The organism is Streptomyces sp. NPDC004284 (assembly GCF_042874035.1).
Classification (GTDB): Bacteria; Actinomycetota; Actinomycetes; order Streptomycetales; family Streptomycetaceae; genus Streptomyces.
The window spans coordinates 279,764-296,868 of the sequence record NZ_JBIAMJ010000004.1; the positions used below are offsets into that span (position 1 = coordinate 279,764).

The 17,105-nt window shown below is 73.0% G+C and carries 12 protein-coding genes; 4 read left to right on the top strand and 8 right to left on the bottom strand.

Features of this window, described 5'->3' with window-relative positions; genetic code table 11:
• Positions 1-29: 29 nt before the first annotated feature.
• A complete protein-coding gene (locus ACFYUS_RS13640) occupies positions 30-1,499 on the bottom strand; it encodes an MFS transporter (RefSeq protein WP_388849950.1) in 1,470 nt (489 codons plus the stop codon).
• Between the two features lie 65 nt (positions 1,500-1,564).
• Here ACFYUS_RS13640 and ACFYUS_RS13645 point away from each other — a divergent pair, with 65 nt between their 5' ends.
• Entirely contained in the window at positions 1,565-2,347 is a 783-nt protein-coding gene (locus ACFYUS_RS13645) for an ArsR/SmtB family transcription factor (RefSeq protein ID WP_388849953.1), read from the top strand.
• Between the two features lie 17 nt (positions 2,348-2,364).
• On the opposite strand, the gene ACFYUS_RS13650 is transcribed toward ACFYUS_RS13645, so the two are convergent.
• The 5 genes from ACFYUS_RS13650 to ACFYUS_RS13670 all read right to left on the bottom strand — a co-directional run bounded on the left by ACFYUS_RS13650 (position 2,365) and on the right by ACFYUS_RS13670 (position 9,193).
• Positions 2,365-4,062 carry an ABC transporter family substrate-binding protein gene (locus ACFYUS_RS13650; protein ID WP_388849956.1) on the bottom strand — a complete coding sequence of 566 codons (1,698 nt, stop codon included), beginning with the start codon at positions 4,060-4,062 and terminating at the stop codon, positions 2,365-2,367.
• 74 nt (positions 4,063-4,136) lie between these two features.
• A complete protein-coding gene (locus ACFYUS_RS13655) occupies positions 4,137-6,230 on the bottom strand; it encodes a dipeptide ABC transporter ATP-binding protein (protein WP_388849958.1) in 2,094 nt (697 codons plus the stop codon).
• Entirely contained in the window at positions 6,227-7,078 is an 852-nt protein-coding gene (locus tag ACFYUS_RS13660; RefSeq protein WP_388849961.1) for an ABC transporter permease, read from the bottom strand. The genes ACFYUS_RS13655 and ACFYUS_RS13660 overlap by 4 nt, the downstream gene beginning before the upstream one ends.
• A gap of 1 nt (position 7,079) precedes the next feature.
• Entirely contained in the window at positions 7,080-8,063 is a 984-nt protein-coding gene (locus tag ACFYUS_RS13665) for an ABC transporter permease (RefSeq protein ID WP_388849964.1), read from the bottom strand.
• Between the two features lie 344 nt (positions 8,064-8,407).
• Positions 8,408-9,193: an IclR family transcriptional regulator gene (locus ACFYUS_RS13670; RefSeq protein WP_388849967.1), complete on the bottom strand. Its 786-nt coding sequence runs from the start codon at positions 9,191-9,193 to the stop codon at positions 8,408-8,410.
• A gap of 128 nt (positions 9,194-9,321) precedes the next feature.
• Between ACFYUS_RS13670 and hutH the strand changes: the two genes are divergently transcribed.
• The 3 genes from hutH (at position 9,322) to ACFYUS_RS13685 (ending at position 14,315) form a co-directional block, all read left to right on the top strand.
• On the top strand, positions 9,322-10,857 hold the full coding sequence (gene hutH / locus ACFYUS_RS13675; RefSeq protein ID WP_388849970.1) for a histidine ammonia-lyase: 1,536 nt from the start codon (positions 9,322-9,324) through the stop codon (positions 10,855-10,857).
• Between the two features lie 102 nt (positions 10,858-10,959).
• Positions 10,960-13,662 (top strand): aminotransferase class I/II-fold pyridoxal phosphate-dependent enzyme, encoded by a 2,703-nt coding sequence (locus ACFYUS_RS13680; RefSeq protein ID WP_388849973.1) that lies wholly within the window; start codon positions 10,960-10,962, stop codon positions 13,660-13,662.
• Between the two features lie 83 nt (positions 13,663-13,745).
• Positions 13,746-14,315 carry a HutD family protein gene (locus tag ACFYUS_RS13685; protein ID WP_388849976.1) on the top strand — a complete coding sequence of 190 codons (570 nt, stop codon included), beginning with the start codon at positions 13,746-13,748 and terminating at the stop codon, positions 14,313-14,315.
• A gap of 98 nt (positions 14,316-14,413) precedes the next feature.
• Here ACFYUS_RS13685 and hutG read toward each other — a convergent pair whose 3' ends face one another.
• Positions 14,414-15,394, bottom strand: coding sequence for a formimidoylglutamase (hutG, locus tag ACFYUS_RS13690; protein WP_388849979.1), 981 nt, complete (start codon positions 15,392-15,394; stop codon positions 14,414-14,416).
• Positions 15,391-17,076, bottom strand: coding sequence for a urocanate hydratase (gene hutU, locus ACFYUS_RS13695; protein WP_388849982.1), 1,686 nt, complete (start codon positions 17,074-17,076; stop codon positions 15,391-15,393). Before hutU ends, hutG begins: the two co-directional genes overlap by 4 nt.
• Positions 17,077-17,105: the final 29 nt, after the last annotated feature.

Consider the following 17,105-nt stretch of genomic DNA (forward strand, 5'->3'; position numbering starts at 1 on the left):
CTGCCGGGCACCGCCCCTCGCCGTATCGCTCACCCGGCCCGGGCGGCACCGGTCCGGCGCCCGGCGACCGCGGCCAGCGCCGCCGCCAGCAGGAACGCCACCGAGGCGACGACCGCCGACACGCGCAGTCCGTCGACCACACCGCCCGTCGCGCCGACGAGCGCCCCGAAGAGGGCCACGCCCATCGCGCCGCCCACCTGGCGGGACACGTTGAACACCGCTGACGCCGTGCCCGCCCGGGCCGCCGGGGCGGCCTCCATGACGGCCACGGTGGCGGCCACCACGGTGACCGGCGTCGCGAGACCCGTCGCCATCAGCGCGAAGAGCAGGACGGGATACGGCGTGTCGGGGCCGGCCGCCAGCCAGCCCAGGAAACCGGCGCTCCCCAGCAGCAGCGCCCCGGCCATGGGCACGTACGGACCCTTGCGGGCGGTCAGCCGGCTCGACAGCGGCGCCGCGAGGAAACCCATGCAGACCGACGGCAGCAGGGCCACCCCGGTGATCAGTGCGCCGAACTGACGCTCCTGCTGGAAGTACAGCGTGACGACGAAGAGCAGCCCGTAGTAGCCGAAGCTCAGCAGCAGACCGACGAGGTTCGTCGCCGCGAGCCCGGCCTCACGCAGCAGCGAGGGCGGCAGCAGCGGCCGCCTGCCCTCCGGCCGTACCGCCGCGGCCTTCTCCAGGCGCAGTTCGACGGCGGTGAAGGCGGCCAGGCACAGGACGCCTCCCGCGAACGGCACCAGCACCTCAGGCGAGGACCAGCCGGCGGACCCCGCCTCGTTGAGCGCGCCGGCCACGCCGAACAGCCCGAGCACGCCGAGCAGGAGACCGGCCGGATCCGCCCGCCCCGGCCGGGCCCTCCGCCCCGGCGCCGGTACGTGACGCACGGTCAGCAGCACCGCCGCCGCGGCCACGGGCAGGTTCACCCAGAACACCGCACGCCAGCCGAACCCGGCGACCAGCAGCCCGCCGACCGCCGGTCCGGCGCCGAAGGCGACCGCGGACACGAGCCCCCAGAGGCCGACCGCCCGAGCGCGCAGGGTCCGGTCGGGGTAGGCCGCCCGCAGCAGGGCGAGCGAGGCGGGAACCAGCAGCGCGGCCCCGGCGCCCTGAGCCAGCCGGGCCCCGATCAGGGCCCCCGCCGAGGGCGCGAGGGCGCATCCCGCCGAAGCGGCCGCGAAGCCCCCGAGCCCGGCGAGGAACAGCCTCCGGTGCCCGAAGCGGTCGCCGAGCCCGCCGCCGAGCAGCAGCAGCCCGGCGAAGCAGACGCCGTAACCGTCGACGATCCACCGCAGGCCCGAGGAGCCGGCGTCGAGCGAGACCTGGACGGCGGGCACGGCCACGTTGACGACCGTGACGTCGAGCATCACCAGGAAGTACCCGAGGCTCAACGCGACGAGCGGCGGCAGCGAAAGAGAGGGGGACGGACGGCCCGAAGGCGGGTCGGCGGAGACGGCGGCGGTGCGCGCGGGGGAGAACGAGGGATCCGTGGAGGGCATGTGACCCAGTCTCACGGCGCGATACTTCGTCGCCCGTCTAAGTGTCCCCGGCCTAGGCTGGCCGCATGGCAAGGACGACGACCGGCCGACGCCGGGACCAGGTGCACCATCAGCCCGACATCGCCCGGGCCGCGCAGCTGATCGCCGACCCCTCCCGCGCGCGGATGCTGAAGGCGCTCGGCGACGGCCGCGCGCTGGCGGCCGGTCTGCTCGCCGCCGAGGCGGGGGTGAGCGCCGCGACGGCGAGCGTCCATCTGGCCAAGCTCGTCGGGGCGGGACTGGTCCTGACGGAGAGCGCGGGCCGGTGCCGGTACTACCGCCTGTCCGGCCCCGATGTCAGCCTCGCCCTGGAGGCGCTGGCGGTCATCGCGCCGCCGCTCCCGGTCACCTCGCTGCGGGAGAGCAGCACCGCCGGCGCCCTGCGCCGCTCCCGCACCTGTTACGACCATCTCGCCGGCCGGCTCGGCGTGGGCCTCCTCGGAGCCCTGCTCGACGGCGGCCTGCTCGCCGGACACGACGGCAGGCACCGCCCCGGGGAGGCGGTGCGCGACGGCGCGTCCGGCTACGGGCACGACGTCGACTACCGGCTCACCGACACCGGCCGGGACGCGCTGACCCGGTTCGGCGTCGACCTGGACCGGCTGCCTGCCCGCCGGCGCCCGATCCGCTACTGCGTGGACTGGAGCGAACAGCGGCACCACCTCGCGGGCGCGGTGGGCGCGGCGCTCACCGCGCGGCTCTTCGAGCTGCGCTGGCTGCGCCACGGAGCGAGCCCCCGGGGCGTCCATGTCACCGAGACCGGTGCCGACGGCCTGGCCGACGCCTTCGGTCTGCGGGCGGTGGACTGACCCGGGGGCCCGGGGGATCACTTCTGCCAGCCGACGGTCTCCGGCAGGGGCGTGCCGAAGATGGTGGCGCCGACGTTGGACAGGCCGTTCTTGACGCCGTAGATGGAGGGGCCGCTGAACAGGGGCAGATAGCCGTACTGGGCCAGGGCCTTGCGCTCGACGGCGTTGGCCTCGGCGGTCTGCCGGGCGGGGTCGGCGATCGCGGAGACGGCGTGGATCTCCTTGTCGAGTGCGGGGCTTCCGATGCCGACGATGTTGGAGGCGCTGTCGGTGCAGTAGAACTCGCACAGGTAGCGGGTGCCGAAGGGGTCCCCGGCCCGGTTGCCGACGAGGAAGATGTCGAAGCTGCGGTCGGTGAGGATCTTGGCGAAGTCGGCCTCGGTGGAGTTCTTGAGGTCGACCCGGATGCCGACCGGCTTGAGCATCTGCACGAGTGCGCCGGCGGTGGCCTTCTCCAGCGGGTCGTCGCCGCGCAGGGTGTAGGTGACGGTGAGCTTCTTGCCGTCCTTCTCGCGGATGCCGTCGGCGCCGGGCTTCCAACCCGCGGCGTCCAGGGTCTTCCTGGCGCTCTCCGGGTCGTGCTTGATCACGGCGCCGACGTTGTCGGAGTAGCCCTTCTGGAAGCTGAAGAGCAGCAGCGAGCCGGGCAGGGGCTCGCTGTAGTCGCCGAGGCCCTGGAACTGGATCCTGGCGATCTGGGTCCGGTCGATGCTCTCCAGGAGCGCCTTGCGCACCTGGAGGTCCTGGAGGTGGGGCGACTTGGCGTTGACGTAGAAGGAGTACGCGAAGGGGCTGCCGCCCTGGCGGATCTCGGTGCCCTGGACGCCGGAGAGCCGCTTGAGGCCCTCGGCGTCGCCCGCGGAGGTGTAGTCGATCTGGCCGTTCTTGAAGGCGTTGGCCGCGGCGTCCGACTCCAGGTTGACGTAGACGCGCTTGTCGAGCCTGCCCTTCCTGCCCCACCACTTGGGGTTGCGTACGAAGGTGAGGTCGCCGCCCTTGGCGTCGAACGTGCCGACGGTGTACGGGCCCGCGCCCCACTCGGGGTGGACCTTCTTGACGTAGGCGTCGTTGTAGGCGGCGACGGTCGCGGCCTTGGGGTGCAGGAACGTGGTGAACAGGCTCGACCACCAGGGGGCGACGCCCTTGAAGGCGATGACCGCCTGCTTGTCGTCGGCGCCGCGGGTGACCGAGGTGATGTGGCCGTAGCCCTCGGTGTCGGTCGCGTTGTACTTCTTGTCCGCGCCGTTGTTGGCCTGCCAGGTCGCCTTGACGGCGGTCCAGTCGATCGGGGTGCCGTCGTTGTAGACGGCCTTGGGGTTGAGGGTGAGGACCACCTTCTGGTTCCCGCCGGCGACGCTCACCTTCACGTCGCTGAGGTAGTCCGGGTTGTACTGGGTCTCACCGGTGGGGGAGTACGTGATGACGTCCGGGTTGTACCAGAACCAGACGCGCTTGGCGGTGAGCGTGGCGTTGGCGTTGAACGGGTTGCCCTGGTCGTCGACGGTGCCCGCGGTGGTGTAGGTGCCGCCGTCCTTGACGTCGTCGTAGGACTGGGGGTTGTAGTCGACCTTTGCCGAGGCCGCGGCGGGGGTCGCGCCCTTCGCGGGGCCCTTGCCGGCGCCCGGTGTGCCGGACTCGGGGGTGCCGCAGGCCGAGACGGCGAGGGCGAGGGCCGCGGTGAGGGCGGCTGCGGGGACGGCGATTCTCGATCGCATGGCGGAGTGGATCCTCATTCCTTCAGGGGGGCGGCACCAGGGGTGGGGTGCCGGAGTGGTCGTGAAAGGCCTGGTCAGCGGGCGTGGCAGGCGTGGCGGTGGCCGGAGCCGGGAGTCGCCGGGCCCAGGGAGGGCCGCTGCGTGCGGCACCGCTCGCGCAGCGCGTCGTCGTCGAGCGACCGGTACAGCGGGCAGCGGTCGACGAAGACGCAGCCCCGCGGGAGGTTCGCCGCGCTCGGCTGCTCGCCTTCGAGCACGATCCGCTCGCGGGAGCGCTCGCGGCGCGGGTCGGGCACCGGGATCGCCGAGAGCAGGGCCTCGGTGTACGGGTGCCGGGGGTTCGCGAAGAGCTCCTCGGTGCCGCCGGTCTCGACGACGTGCCCGAGGTACATGACCGCGATGCGGTCGGCGAAGTGCCGCATCACGGCCAGGTCGTGCGCGACGACCAGGTACGCCAGGCCGAGTTCGCGCTTGAGCCGGGAGAGCAGGTTGACGACGCCCGCCTGCACGGACACGTCCAGGGCCGAGACCGGCTCGTCCAGGACCACGATCCGGGGCCGGGTCGCCAGGGCGCGGGCGATGCCGACGCGCTGGCGCTGTCCGCCGGAGAGGGCCGCGGGGAAGCGGTCCGCCACCGAGGCGTCGAGGCCGACCATGCCGAGGAGTTCGGCCACCCGGGGCCGTGTCGCCGCCCGGTCGGCCCCGGCCGCCCGCAGCGGTTCGGCGAGCAGCTGGAAGACGGGGAGCCGGGGGTCGAGGGCTCCCATCGGGTCCTGCATGACGATCTGCACCGCGCCGCGGAGCTCCCGCAGCCGCGCCGTCGAGCCGGGGTCGGCGACGTCGGTGCCGGCGACTTCGATCCGGCCGCTCTCCGGCGGCCTGAGCCGCAGGATCTCCAGGAGCGTGGTGGTCTTGCCGCTGCCGGACTCGCCCACCAGGCCCAGGGTCTCGCCGGCCCGCAGGTCGAATCCGACGTCGCTGACCGCGTGGAGGGTGCCGACGCGGCGCTTGAGGAACGCGCCCTTGGTGACGGGGAAGGTCTTGGCCAGGCCCGACACCCGCAGCACCACCTCGCCGGGGGCGGTGTCCTCCGGGACCTCCGGGGCCTCCGGCGCGGGGAAGAGCGCATCCGCCGTCAGCCGGCCGTCGGCGACCTCGTCGGCGCGCAGGCAGGCGACGTCCCCGTGCCCGGCGACGTGCGTCGCCGCGGGTTCCTCCGTACGGCAGCGGTCCAGTGCGGCGGGGCACCGGTCCGCGAAGGGGCAGCCGGCCGGGAGTGCCACCAACGACGGGGGTTCGCCGCCGATCGGCACCAGCGGGCGGTCCTTCGGGGCGTCGGGGCGGGGCACCGCGCCGAGCAGGCCGATCGTGTAAGGCATGGTGGGCCGCCGGAACAGCTCCTCGGCGCCCGCCCGTTCCACGATCCGCCCCGCGTACATCACGGCGACGTCGTCGGCGTACCCGGCGACGACACCGAGGTCGTGCGTGATCAGCACGAGCCCCGCGCCGGTCTCGGCCTGCGCGGTCCGCAGCACGTCGAGGATCTGGGCCTGCACGGTGACGTCGAGGGCGGTGGTGGGTTCGTCGGCGACGATGACCGACGGGGCGTTCGCCATGGCCAGGGCGATGACGACGCGCTGGCGCATCCCGCCGGAGAACTCGTGCGGGAACGACCGTGCGCGGCGCCGCGGTTCGGGGATGCCGACCAGGTCGAGGAGCTCGACCGCGCGGTTCCACGCGGCCTGCTTCGTGAGGTCCTGGTGCACCCGCAGCGCGTCGGAGAGGAGCCGCCCGACCGAGTGGATCGGGGTCAGCGCGGACAGCGGGTCCTGGAAGACCATGCCGATGTCCTTGCCGCGTATCGCGGACAGCCGGGTGTCGTCCAGGCCGACCAGGTCGCGGCCGCCGAGCAGCACCTCGCCCGACACCCGGGCGGTCGGCGGCAACAGCCCCATGACGCCCATCGCGGTCGCGGACTTGCCCGAGCCGGACTCGCCGACGATGCCGAGGGTCCGGCCGGGCAGCACGTCGAAGCTGACGCCGCGCACCGCCTCGACGGGACCCGACTCGGACGGGAAGGAGATCCGCAGGTCCCGCACGGACAGGACGGGGGTGCGCGCGGTGTCGCGTGGGGGCGACTGGGGCGCGGGTACGAGGATGGACGTCATCGTGCGCCTCCCGAGGCCGCCGATACCGAGGTGGGGTCGAGGGCGTCGCGCAGCCCGTCGCCGACGAGCGTCATCGACACCGTGAGCAGGACGAGGAGGCCGGCGGGGAACGCGAACAGCCACGGGGCGCTGGTGATCGTGCCGGAGCCGTCGGCGAGCATGGTGCCCAGCGACACGTCGGGGGGCTGGACCCCGAAACCGAGGAACGACAGGGCCGTCTCGCTGAGGACGGTGGCGACGACCCCCAGGGTCAGGTTGACCACGAGCAGGGAACCCAGGTTGGGGATGATGTGCCGCGCCACGATCCGCCACGGCCGCACGCCCATGAACTCGGCGGCCAGCACGTAGTCGCGTTCGCGCAGCGACGTGGACAGGGACCAGACGACGCGGGCGGTGGTCATCCAGCCGAAGACGGTGAGCACGAGGACCAGCACCCGCCAGTCGCCGGCGAGCCGGTGCGAGACCAGGGCGAGGATCAGGAACGACGGGACCACGAGCAGGAAGTGGATGACCGCCAGGGTCAGCTTCTCCACCCTGCCGCCGAGGTACGCGGCTCCCGCGCCGATCACCGCGGCCAGCACGACCGTCAGGACCGACACGCAGACCGCGATCACCAGCGACCGCCGCAGGCCGTGCACGGCCTGGGCGTACACGTCGTTCCCGCCCTGGTTGGTGCCGAACCAGTGGGACGGGCCCGGCGGTCGGGTGAGCGCGGTGAAGTCCGCGTCGGTGTACGCGACGTGCGTGAACAGGTCGCCGAGGACGCTGAACAGCACCAGGAGCGCGAAGAGCGCCACGCCGAGCAGGGCCCCGCGATTGCGGCCGAAGCGCCGCAGGTACAGCGTCATGTCAGCTCACCCGCACCCGTGGGTCGAGGAGGACGACGGCGATGTCGGCGAGGATCGCGCCGATCGCGGTCATGGCCGCGCCGAACGCCGCCACCGCGACGGTGCCGTGCACGTCGTTCTTGCCGATGGTCTGGATGAAGTACTGGCCCATGCCGTTCCAGCCGAAGACGGTCTCGGTGATGACCGCGCCCGTGAAGATGGCGGGGATGCCGAACGCCACGGAGGTCGCGGTCGGGATCAGCGAGGCGCGCAGGGCGTGGCGGCGGATCGCCCGGGCGCGGGTCAGACCGGTGGCGCGCGCGGTGCGCACGTAGTCCGAGCCGATGGCGTCGAGGAGCAGGGTGCGCTGGGTCAGGTGGTAGCCCACGTACCCCAGCAGGGTCAGGCTCAGCGTCGGCAGGACGAGGTGCTGCACCCGGTCGGCCACCGTCGGCAGCAGTCCCTCGACGGTCGGGGACTTCTCCCCGGCGACGTACAGGAAGCGCAGCCCGAGGCCCTGGTTGAGCCGGATCCCGAGGAGGACCACGGCCAGCGCGGCGACGGCGGTGGGGACGTTGAACAGGAGCACCGACACCAGCTGGGTGATCCGGTCCCACCAGCCGTACTGCCGGGACGCCGTGGACACGCTCAGGGCGACACCGAGGAGTACGGACAGGAGCGTGGCGGCGGTGACCAGCTGGCCGCTGACCAGCACCCGGAAACCGATCTCGCCGTTGACCGAGGCCCCGACCGGGGACTTCCCCCAGTCGAAGCGGAGCACCACGTCGCTGAACCAGTGCCACCACCGGTCCGCCAGGGGGACCCTCGGATCCAGGTTGTAGGGCGCCAGGGCCTGGTCGATCTCCGCCTCGGTGCGGACCGGGCGGGTGTCCTTGTAGGTGGACCTCGGATCGAGGAACCAGGCGGCGAGGACGTACGTGACGTTGGTGGCGACCACGATCATGGCCAGCCATCCGGCCGTCTTGCGCATCACGTGACGGAGCACGACCCCGCCTTCCCGCGTGCCGTCGCGACGGTCGCGGTACGGGATGTCGCGGTACGGGATGCGGCGGTGTGGGCCGTACGGAGGGCCGGCGGGGGTGTGCCGGTTATGGGCATGCTCGACGTGCTTTCTGGGGGGTGGAAACGCGCGGTCGTATCGGGACGACGCTGTGCGCGCGATGCGATCCCCAGGCGTGCCGCCTCCGAATCGGAGGGGTACGGGACCTGGCGACGAGTCATTCTGTGGTCATGATCGACGCCGTTGGAAGCATTCGCAGGCGGCTGACATGTGACTGAAAGGTGCACGTCACAATCGCCCGGCGGCGGCGCGTCTGCGCCCCCGGGCCGCTACGAGGAAGGGGCGCCCGGAGCGGGGGTCGCGCCGCCGACCCGGCGGGTCAGTTCCCGGGCGGTCTGCGCCACGTGTCCGGCGATCCGCTGCCGTTCCGCCTCGTCGACGGCCTCGTCGGGGAAGGTGACGGCGATCCCGGCGATCGGGTGCGCGTGGTGGTCCAGGACGGGCGCGGCGATCGAGGAGAGGCCCGGTGTCACCTCGCCCTCCTCCGTCGCGTACCCCCGGCGTCGCGCCTGGGCCAGCAGGGCGCGCAGTGCCGTCAGCGTCGCGGGACCGGCGCCGTGCCGCTGCACGAACGCCGACCGGTCGGGGAAGATCGCCCGCACCTGTGCGGGCGGCAGCAGGGCCAGCACCGCACGGCCGCTGGCCGTCAGATGGGCCGGCAGCCGGACGCCGACCTCGCTGACCAGGGGCGGGCGGCCCGGGGCGCGTTCCTCGATGACGTAGATGACCTCACGGCCGTGCAGGACGGCGAGGTTCGCGTTGTGCCCGGTGCGGTCCACGAGGGAGGCGAGCGGGGCCCGCGCGAGCCGCTGGAACGGCGCCTGGCGCTCGTACCCGGAGGCCAGCTCGAAGGCGCTGAGCCCGAGCCCGTACCGCCTCTCCTCCGGCAGATGCACCACGAAGCCGTCCGCCGCCAGGGTGTCGAGCAGGTGGTAGGTCGTCGAGCGCGGCAGCCCCACGTCACGGCTGATGGCGGCCGCGGGGACGGGCGCGGCCTGACGGGACAGATAGCGCAGGACGGCCAGTACCTGCGCGGCGGCAGGGACGATGCTCATGGGGCGAGAGTAGACCAGAGAGGTCTCAAACCATCTGTCTGGGATCCCAGACCCGATGTCTGGTATCCCAGACAAGAGCTGTGCCGCATCCCTCGCGGACCCCTCCCCGCCTGCGGCTTCATAGGGACATGAACGTTGTTGTTGGTGTCGGTGCCCTCTCCGCCGACGAAGTCGTGTCCGTTGCCCGTCTCGGCGCCCAGGTGACCATCGCCCCCGAGGCGCTCCAGGAGATCGCCCGCAGTCGCGAGGTCGTCAAGGCCCTCGCCGACGACGCCAAGCCCCACTACGGCGTCTCCACCGGCTTCGGCGCCCTGGCCACCCGCCACATCCCCACCGAGCTGCGCACCCAGCTCCAGCGCAGCCTCGTGCGCTCGCACGCCGCGGGCTCCGGCCCCGAGGTCGAGCGCGAGGTCGTCCGCGCCCTGATGCTGCTGCGCCTGTCCACCCTCGCCACCGGGCGCACCGGCGTCCGCACCGAGACCGCCGAGGCGTACGCCGCGCTCCTCAACGCGGGCATCACCCCGGTCGTCCACGAGTACGGCTCGCTCGGCTGCTCCGGCGACCTGGCCCCCCTCGCGCACTGCGCGCTCGCCGTCATGGGCGAGGGCGTCGTCCGCACCGCCGACGGCGAGCGCAGGCCCGCCGCCGAGGCCCTCGCCGAGGCCGGCATCACCCCGGTCGTCCTGGAGGAGAAGGAGGGCCTCGCCCTCATCAACGGCACCGACGGCATGCTCGGCATGCTCGTCCTCGCCGCCCACGACCTGCGCCGCCTGCTGCGCACCGCCGACATCGCCGCCGCCATGAGCGTCGAGGGCCAGCTCGGCACCGACGCCGTGTTCGCCGCCGACCTCCAGGCCATGCGCCCGCACCCCGGCCAGGGCGACAGCGCGGGCAACCTGCGCTCCCTGCTCGCCGACTCGGCGATCATCGCCAGCCACGCGGGCCCGGACTGCACCTACGTCCAGGACGCCTACTCGCTGCGCTGCACCCCGCAGGTCCACGGCACCGCCCGCGACACCCTCGGCCACGCCGAGCTCGTCGCCTCCCGCGAGCTCGCCAGCGCCGTCGACAACCCGGTCGTCACCCTCGACGGCCGCGTCGAGTCCAACGGCAACTTCCACGGCGCCCCCGTCGCCGCCGTCCTCGACTTCCTCGCCATCACCGTCGCCGACGTCGCCTCGATCTCCGAGCGCCGCACCGACCGGTTCCTCGACCCGGCCCGCAACCGCGGCCTGAACGCCTTCCTCGCCGACGACCCGGGCGTCGACTCCGGCCACATGATCGCCCAGTACACGCAGGCCGCGATCGTCTCCGAGCTCAAGCGGCTCGCCACCCCGGCCTCCGTCGACTCGATCCCCTCCAGCGCCATGCAGGAGGACCACGTGTCCATGGGCTGGGCCGCCGCCCGCAAGCTGCGCCGCGCCATCGACGGCCTCGGCCGCGTCCTCGCCGTCGAGCTCTACACCGCCGCCCGCGCCCTCGACCTGCGCGCCCCGCTGGCCCCCGCCCCGGCCACGGCCGCGGTGCGCGACGGCCTGCGCGAGACCGTCGAGGGCCCCGGCACCGACCGCTGGCTCGCCCCCGAGATCGAGGAGGCCGTCCAGTACGTGGCCTCCGGCCGCGCCCTGGCCGCCGCCGAGTCCGTGACCGGCGCCCTGGTCTGACCGGGACGCAGTCCCTCGCGCCTTCCGGGTCCCGGGCGGGACCCGGAAGGCGCGGCAGGCCCCCGCCGCGCATGCCCAGCCCTCAGAAGGAGCCGTTTCCCGGTGAATGACCTGCCGACCGCCACGGTGCACAACAGCGTCGGCCAACTGCGCGCCGACGCCTGGAGCTCGCTGACGGACCTCACCCACCGCCTCGCCGCGCAGGGCGCGGCCGGCCGCCCGGACACCGCCGCGCGCATCCGGGAACTCATCGACCTCCTGACGCCCATCGAGCACTGCTGGGCCTTCCCCGGCACGGCCGCCCTCAAGGAGCTCCGCGGGCTGCACGACCGGGGGGAGCACCGGCAACTCGCCCAGCGCGCCGAGGAGTCGTACCGTGCCCTCGCGGGACACCGGCACCGCGCCGCCGGCCCGAGCGCCGGGCCCGAGGAGACGACGGACACCGCGCACCCCCTCCCCGCGCCCTCCGCCCCGTACTTCGAGGTCCTCGTCGTCGGCGACCTGGACGCCGCCGAGGAACAGGAGCTGCGCGGCGAACTGCGCCGACTGCGCCGCCCCGACGACGAGTTCGCGTACGAGATCGTCGTCGCCCCGAGCTTCGAGGACGCCGTCATCACGTCCCTCGTCAACTCCGGCCTCCAGGCCGTCGTCATCCGCGACCGGTTCACCGACCGCTCCCACCACGACCTCAGCGTCGTCCGGCGCTTCTTCGACGAGACCGCCGACCCCGCCGTCGCCACGCCCGGGGACGGCGGCGAACGGATCCACGCCCTGGGCGACCGGCTCCTCGCCCTGCGCCCCGAACTCGACCTCTACCTCGTGTCCGAACGGGCCGTCGAGTCCACCGCGGGCCGCATCGGCCGCCGCTTCCGGCGCGTCTTCCACGCCCGCGAAGGCCTCCTCGAACTGCACCTCTCGATCCTGAACGGCATCGCCGAACGCCACCGCGCCCCGTTCTTCACCGCCCTGCGCGCCCACAGCCGCAAGCCCACCGGCGTCTTCCACGCCCTGCCCGTCTCCCGCGGCGCCTCGGTGCTCAACTCGCCCTGGATCCCGGAGATCGCGGACTTCTACGGCCTGAACATCTTCCTCGCCGAGACCTCCGCCACCTCCGGCGGCCTGGACTCCCTGCTCGCCCCCACCGGCCCGCTGCGCGAGGCCCAGGACCTGGCCGCCGAGGCCTTCGGCGCCCGCCGGACGTACTTCGTCACCAACGGCACGTCCACCGCCAACAAGATCGTCGTGCAGGCGCTCGTACGCCCCGGCGACATCGTGCTCGTGGACCGCAACTGCCACAAGTCCCACCACTACGGACTCGTCCTCGCCGGCGCCCACGTCGTCTACCTCGACGCCTATCCCCTCGACGAGTACGGCATGTACGGGGCCGTGCCGGTCGAGGAGATCAAGCGGAAGCTGCTGATGCTCAAGCACGAGGGCGTCCTGCACCGCGTCAAGCTCCTCATGCTCACCAACTGCACCTTCGACGGGATCGTCTACAACCCCTCGCGCGTGATGGAGGAGTGCCTGGCCCTCAAGCCGGACCTGGCGTTCCTGTGGGACGAGGCCTGGTTCGCCTTCGCCCGCTTCCACCCCGTCTACCGCCGGCGCACCGCCATGGCCGCGGCCCGCACCCTCACCGACCGCTACCGCGACCCCGCGTACGCCGACGCCTACGCGGCCCACCGCGCGGGCCTCGGCGACGACCCGGACGACGAGACCCTCGTCGGCACCCGCCTGATGCCCGACCCGGAGCAGGTCCGCGTCCGCGTCTACGCCACGCAGTCCACGCACAAGACGCTCACCTCGATGCGCCAGGGCTCCATGGTCCACGTCTTCGACCAGGACTTCCGCCACAAGGTCGCCGAGGTGTTCCACGAGGCGTACATGACGCACACCTCGACGTCGCCCAACTACCAGATCCTCGCCTCGATGGACCTCGGCCGCCGGCAGGCCGTCTTCGAGGGCTTCGCCCTCGTGCAGAAGCAGCTCGAACAGGCCGGTGTGCTCCGCGACGCGGTCGCCCAGCACCCGCTGCTCAGCCGCTACCTGCGCATCCTCACCACGCCGGAGCTCGTCCCGCACCGCTTCCGCTCCTCCGGCATCGAACAGCCCCTGACCACCGGCCTCGCCCGGATGGAACAGGCCTGGGAGGAGGACGAGTTCGTCCTCGACCCCACCCGCGCCACCCTGCACATCGGGCTCACCGGGATCGACGGGGACACGTTCAAGCACGACCTCCTGATGGACCGGCACGGCATCCAGGTCAACAAGACGACCCGCAACACGCTGCTGTTCATGACGAACATCGGCACCACCCGCAGCTCCGTCGCCTATCTGATCGAGGTGCTCGTCCGCATCGCCGAGGACCTGGAGGAGCGCATCGGCGAGATGAGCCCGCACGACCGGGCCGCACACGACAGCGCCGTCACCGGACTCGACGCGGGCTCCGCCGCCCTGCCCGACTTCAGCGCGTTCCACCCGGCGTTCCGGCCGAGCCCGCGCACCCCCGAGGGCGACATGCGCTCCGCGTTCTTCCTCGCCTACGACGACACCGAGTGCGAGCACCTCTCCACCGACGACCTCACCGACGCCATGGCGCGGGGCCGTACGGTGGTCTCGGCCACGTTCGTCACCCCGTACCCGCCCGGCTTCCCCGTGCTCGTCCCCGGACAGGTCGTCAGCAAGGACGTCCTGACCTACATGGCCGCCCTCGACACCCGCGAGATCCACGGATACGACCCGGCGACCGGATACCGGGTCTTCACCGAGGCCGCCCTCGAAACCCGCCACACCGCCGAGCGCTAGCCCGGCCCGACCCACGGCATCTCCTCCCTCGCTGCCCCTCGGCGGCGGGGGAGGAGATCGCGTTTTCCGAAGGAGCACCCCTCATGGCACCCCAGATCCTGCGCGCGAGCGACCGGACCCCCGCACCGTGGAAGAACGGCGGCGGCATCACCACCGAGGTCATGGCACACCCCCAGGGCGCCGGCACCGACGACTTCACGTGGCGGATCAGCGTCGCCGACGTCGCGAGCAGCGGCCCCTTCTCCACGTTCGAGGGAGTCGACCGGATCATCACCGTCGTCGAGGGGCCGGGCATGGCCCTCACCGTCGACGGCACGGAGCACCTCGTGGACACCCGCTACGCGCCCCTCGCCTTCTCCGGCGAGGCCGCCACCGACTGCCGGCTGCTCGACGGCCCCATCGTCGACTTCAACGTCATGGCGCGGCGCACCGAAACGAAGGCCGAGGTGTCCATCGAGCGCCGCTCCACCGTGCTGCGCCCCGCCCCCGCCACCCGCGTCCTCGCGGTCGTCCTCGACGGCACCGCGACCCTGGACCGGGAATCCGTCCGCCTCGGCCGGCTCGACGCGGTCCTGCTCCAGGACGACGAGGACCCCGCCGACATCACCGTCGACGGGGTCCTCGCGGTCGTCGCCCTCACGGACGTCCGCTGAGCGGATCCGGGCAGGCCGCCCGGCACGCCACAGTCGCGGCCGCCAGGCCGCGGCTCTCGGGTGCCGGGCGGCCTGGCGGCCTGTTCAGGGGGAGGGCGTCACGCCCAGGTGGTGACCGTCCGGTGCACCAGACGGGCGGCGGCCCGCGCCGTGCGCTGGTCGACGTCGAACTCCGGGTTGAGCTCGGCGACGTCGACGACCACGAGCCTGCCGCTGCGCGCGACCCGGGTGCAGACCCGCTCGACGACCTCCATCGGCACGCCGTACGCGGCGGGCGCGCTGACCCCGGGGGCCACGGCCGCCGGCAGCACGTCCAGGTCGATCGTCAGGTGCACGAGGTCGCAGCTCGCGAGGAACTCGTCGACGAACGCGTCCACCCGCGCCACGTCGAGCAGCCCGCACTCGGTGTCCGCCAGGTACCGCACCCCGAGCGACTCCGCGGTGCGGAACAGGGTCTCGGTGTTGGCGGCCTGGCTGATGCCGAGCACCCGGTAGTGGAAGTCACGGCCGTGCCGCGCCTCGCTGCGCGCCATCTGCAGGAACGGCGTGCCCGAGCTGGGCCGCACCTCGTCGCGGAGGTCGAAGTGCGCGTCGAGGTTCAGCACCCCGAGCCGCCCGCCGGCGTTCAGCGCCCGCGTCCGCTCCAGACCGCCGTACGTCCCGAACGCGACCTCGTGGCCGCCGCCGAGCACCACCACGCGGTGGCCCGCGTCGACGAGGTGCGCGACCGCGCGGCCCAGCCGCTCCTGACCGGCCTCCAGGGCGTCGTCCGCGTCGCCCGTGACCTGGACGTCACCGGCGTCGAGGGCCCGCAGCGGCTTCGGCAGCGCCATCGAGGCGAGGGCCCGCCGCAGGGCGTCGGGGCCCTGCGCGGCGCCCTGCCTCCCCTTGTTGCGGCGCACGCCCTCGTCGCTCGCGAAGCCGACGAACGCGACGTCGCCGGGCTCCGTCGCCCCGGGGTCGAGCACGACGGCGTGGTGCCACCGCAGGTGCTCCGCGCCGGGCCCGTCGTCCCGGCCCGACCAGGGGCGGGACGGGACATCGGTGACCGGGGGAGCGGCCTCCTGGAACGTGCTCACGCCGCGCCGTCCCCCGACTCGGTCATCGGGACGCGCACGCCGCGCTCCTCGGCGACCGAGGCGGCGTACTCGTATCCGGCGTCGACGTGCCGGATGACACCCATGCCCGGGTCGTTCGTCAGGACGCGCTCCAGCTTGCGGGCCGCGAGCTCGGTGCCGTCGGCGATGCAGACCTGGCCGGCGTGGATGGAGCGGCCCATGCCGACGCCGCCGCCGTGGTGGATGGAGACCCAGGAGGCACCCGAGGAGGTGTTCACCAGGGCGTTGAGCAGCGGCCAGTCGGCGATGGCGTCGGAGCCGTCGAGCATGGCCTCGGTCTCGCGGTACGGGGACGCCACGGAGCCGGAGTCGAGGTGGTCGCGGCCGATGGCGACGGGCGCGGACAGCTCGCCGTTCGCCACCATCTCGTTGAACTTCAGGCCGGCCAGGTGGCGTTCGCCGTAGCCGAGCCAGCAGATGCGCGCGGGCAGGCCCTCGAACGAGACGCGCTCGCCGGCCATGTCCAGCCAGCGGTGCAGGTGCTCGTTCTCGGGGAACAGCTCCTTGATCGCGGCGTCCGTCTTGGCGATGTCGGCCGGGTCGCCGGACAGCGCGGCCCAGCGGAACGGGCCGAGGCCCTCCTCGAACAGCGGGCGGATGTGCGCCGGGACGAAGCCGGGGAAGTCGAAGGCCCGGTCGTAACCGGCCTTGCGGGCCTCGTCGCGGATCGAGTTGCCGTAGTCGAAGACCTCGGCGCCCTTGTCCAGGAAGCCGACCATGGCCTCGACGTGCAGGGCCATCGACTTGCGCGAGCGCTCGGTGAAGCCGGCCGGGTCGGCCTCGCGCTCCTTGTGCCAGTCCTCGACCGAGACGCCGACGGGCAGGTAGGCCAGCGGGTCGTGGGCGGAGGTCTGGTCGGTGACGATGTCGATCGGGGCGCCGCGCTCCAGGAGCTCCGGGAAGATCTCGGCGGCGTTGCCGACGACGCCGATGGACAGGCCGCGGCGCTCGTCGCGGGCCTGGACGGCCAGTTCGAGGGCGTGGTCGAGGCTGTCGGCCTTCACGTCCAGGTAGCGGGTGCCGATGCGGCGGTCGATGCGCGTCTCGTCGACGTCGACGCAGATCGCGACGCCGTCGTTCATCGTCACGGCCAGCGGCTGGGCGCCGCCCATGCCGCCCATGCCGGCGGTCAGCGTGATCGTGCCGGCCAGCGTGCCGCCGAACTTCTTGCGGGCGACGGCGCCGAAGGTCTCGTACGTGCCCTGGAGGATGCCCTGCGAACCGATGTAGATCCACGAACCGGCCGTCATCTGGCCGTACATGGTGAGGCCCTCGGCCTCCAGCCTGCGGAACTCCTCCCAGTTGGCCCAGTCGCCCACCAGGTTGGAGTTGGCGAGCAGCACGCGCGGCGCCCACTCGTTCGTGCGCATCACGCCGACCGGCTTGCCGGACTGCACGAGGAGGGTCTCGTCGTCCTTGAGGGTCTTGAGGGTGCGGACGATCGCGTCGTACGCCTCGTGGTTGCGGGCGGCCTTCCCGGTGCCGCCGTAGACGACGAGGTCCTCGGGGTGCTCGGCGACCTCGGGGTCGAGGTTGTTCATGAGCATCCGCAGGGCGCCTTCCTGCTGCCATCCGAGGCAGTTCAGTTCGGTGCCGCGCGGGGCCCGGACGACGCCCGGCGCTTCGTGGGAAGGGCTGGTCATGTGTGCTCCTCAGGGGGGATCGAGCCGTT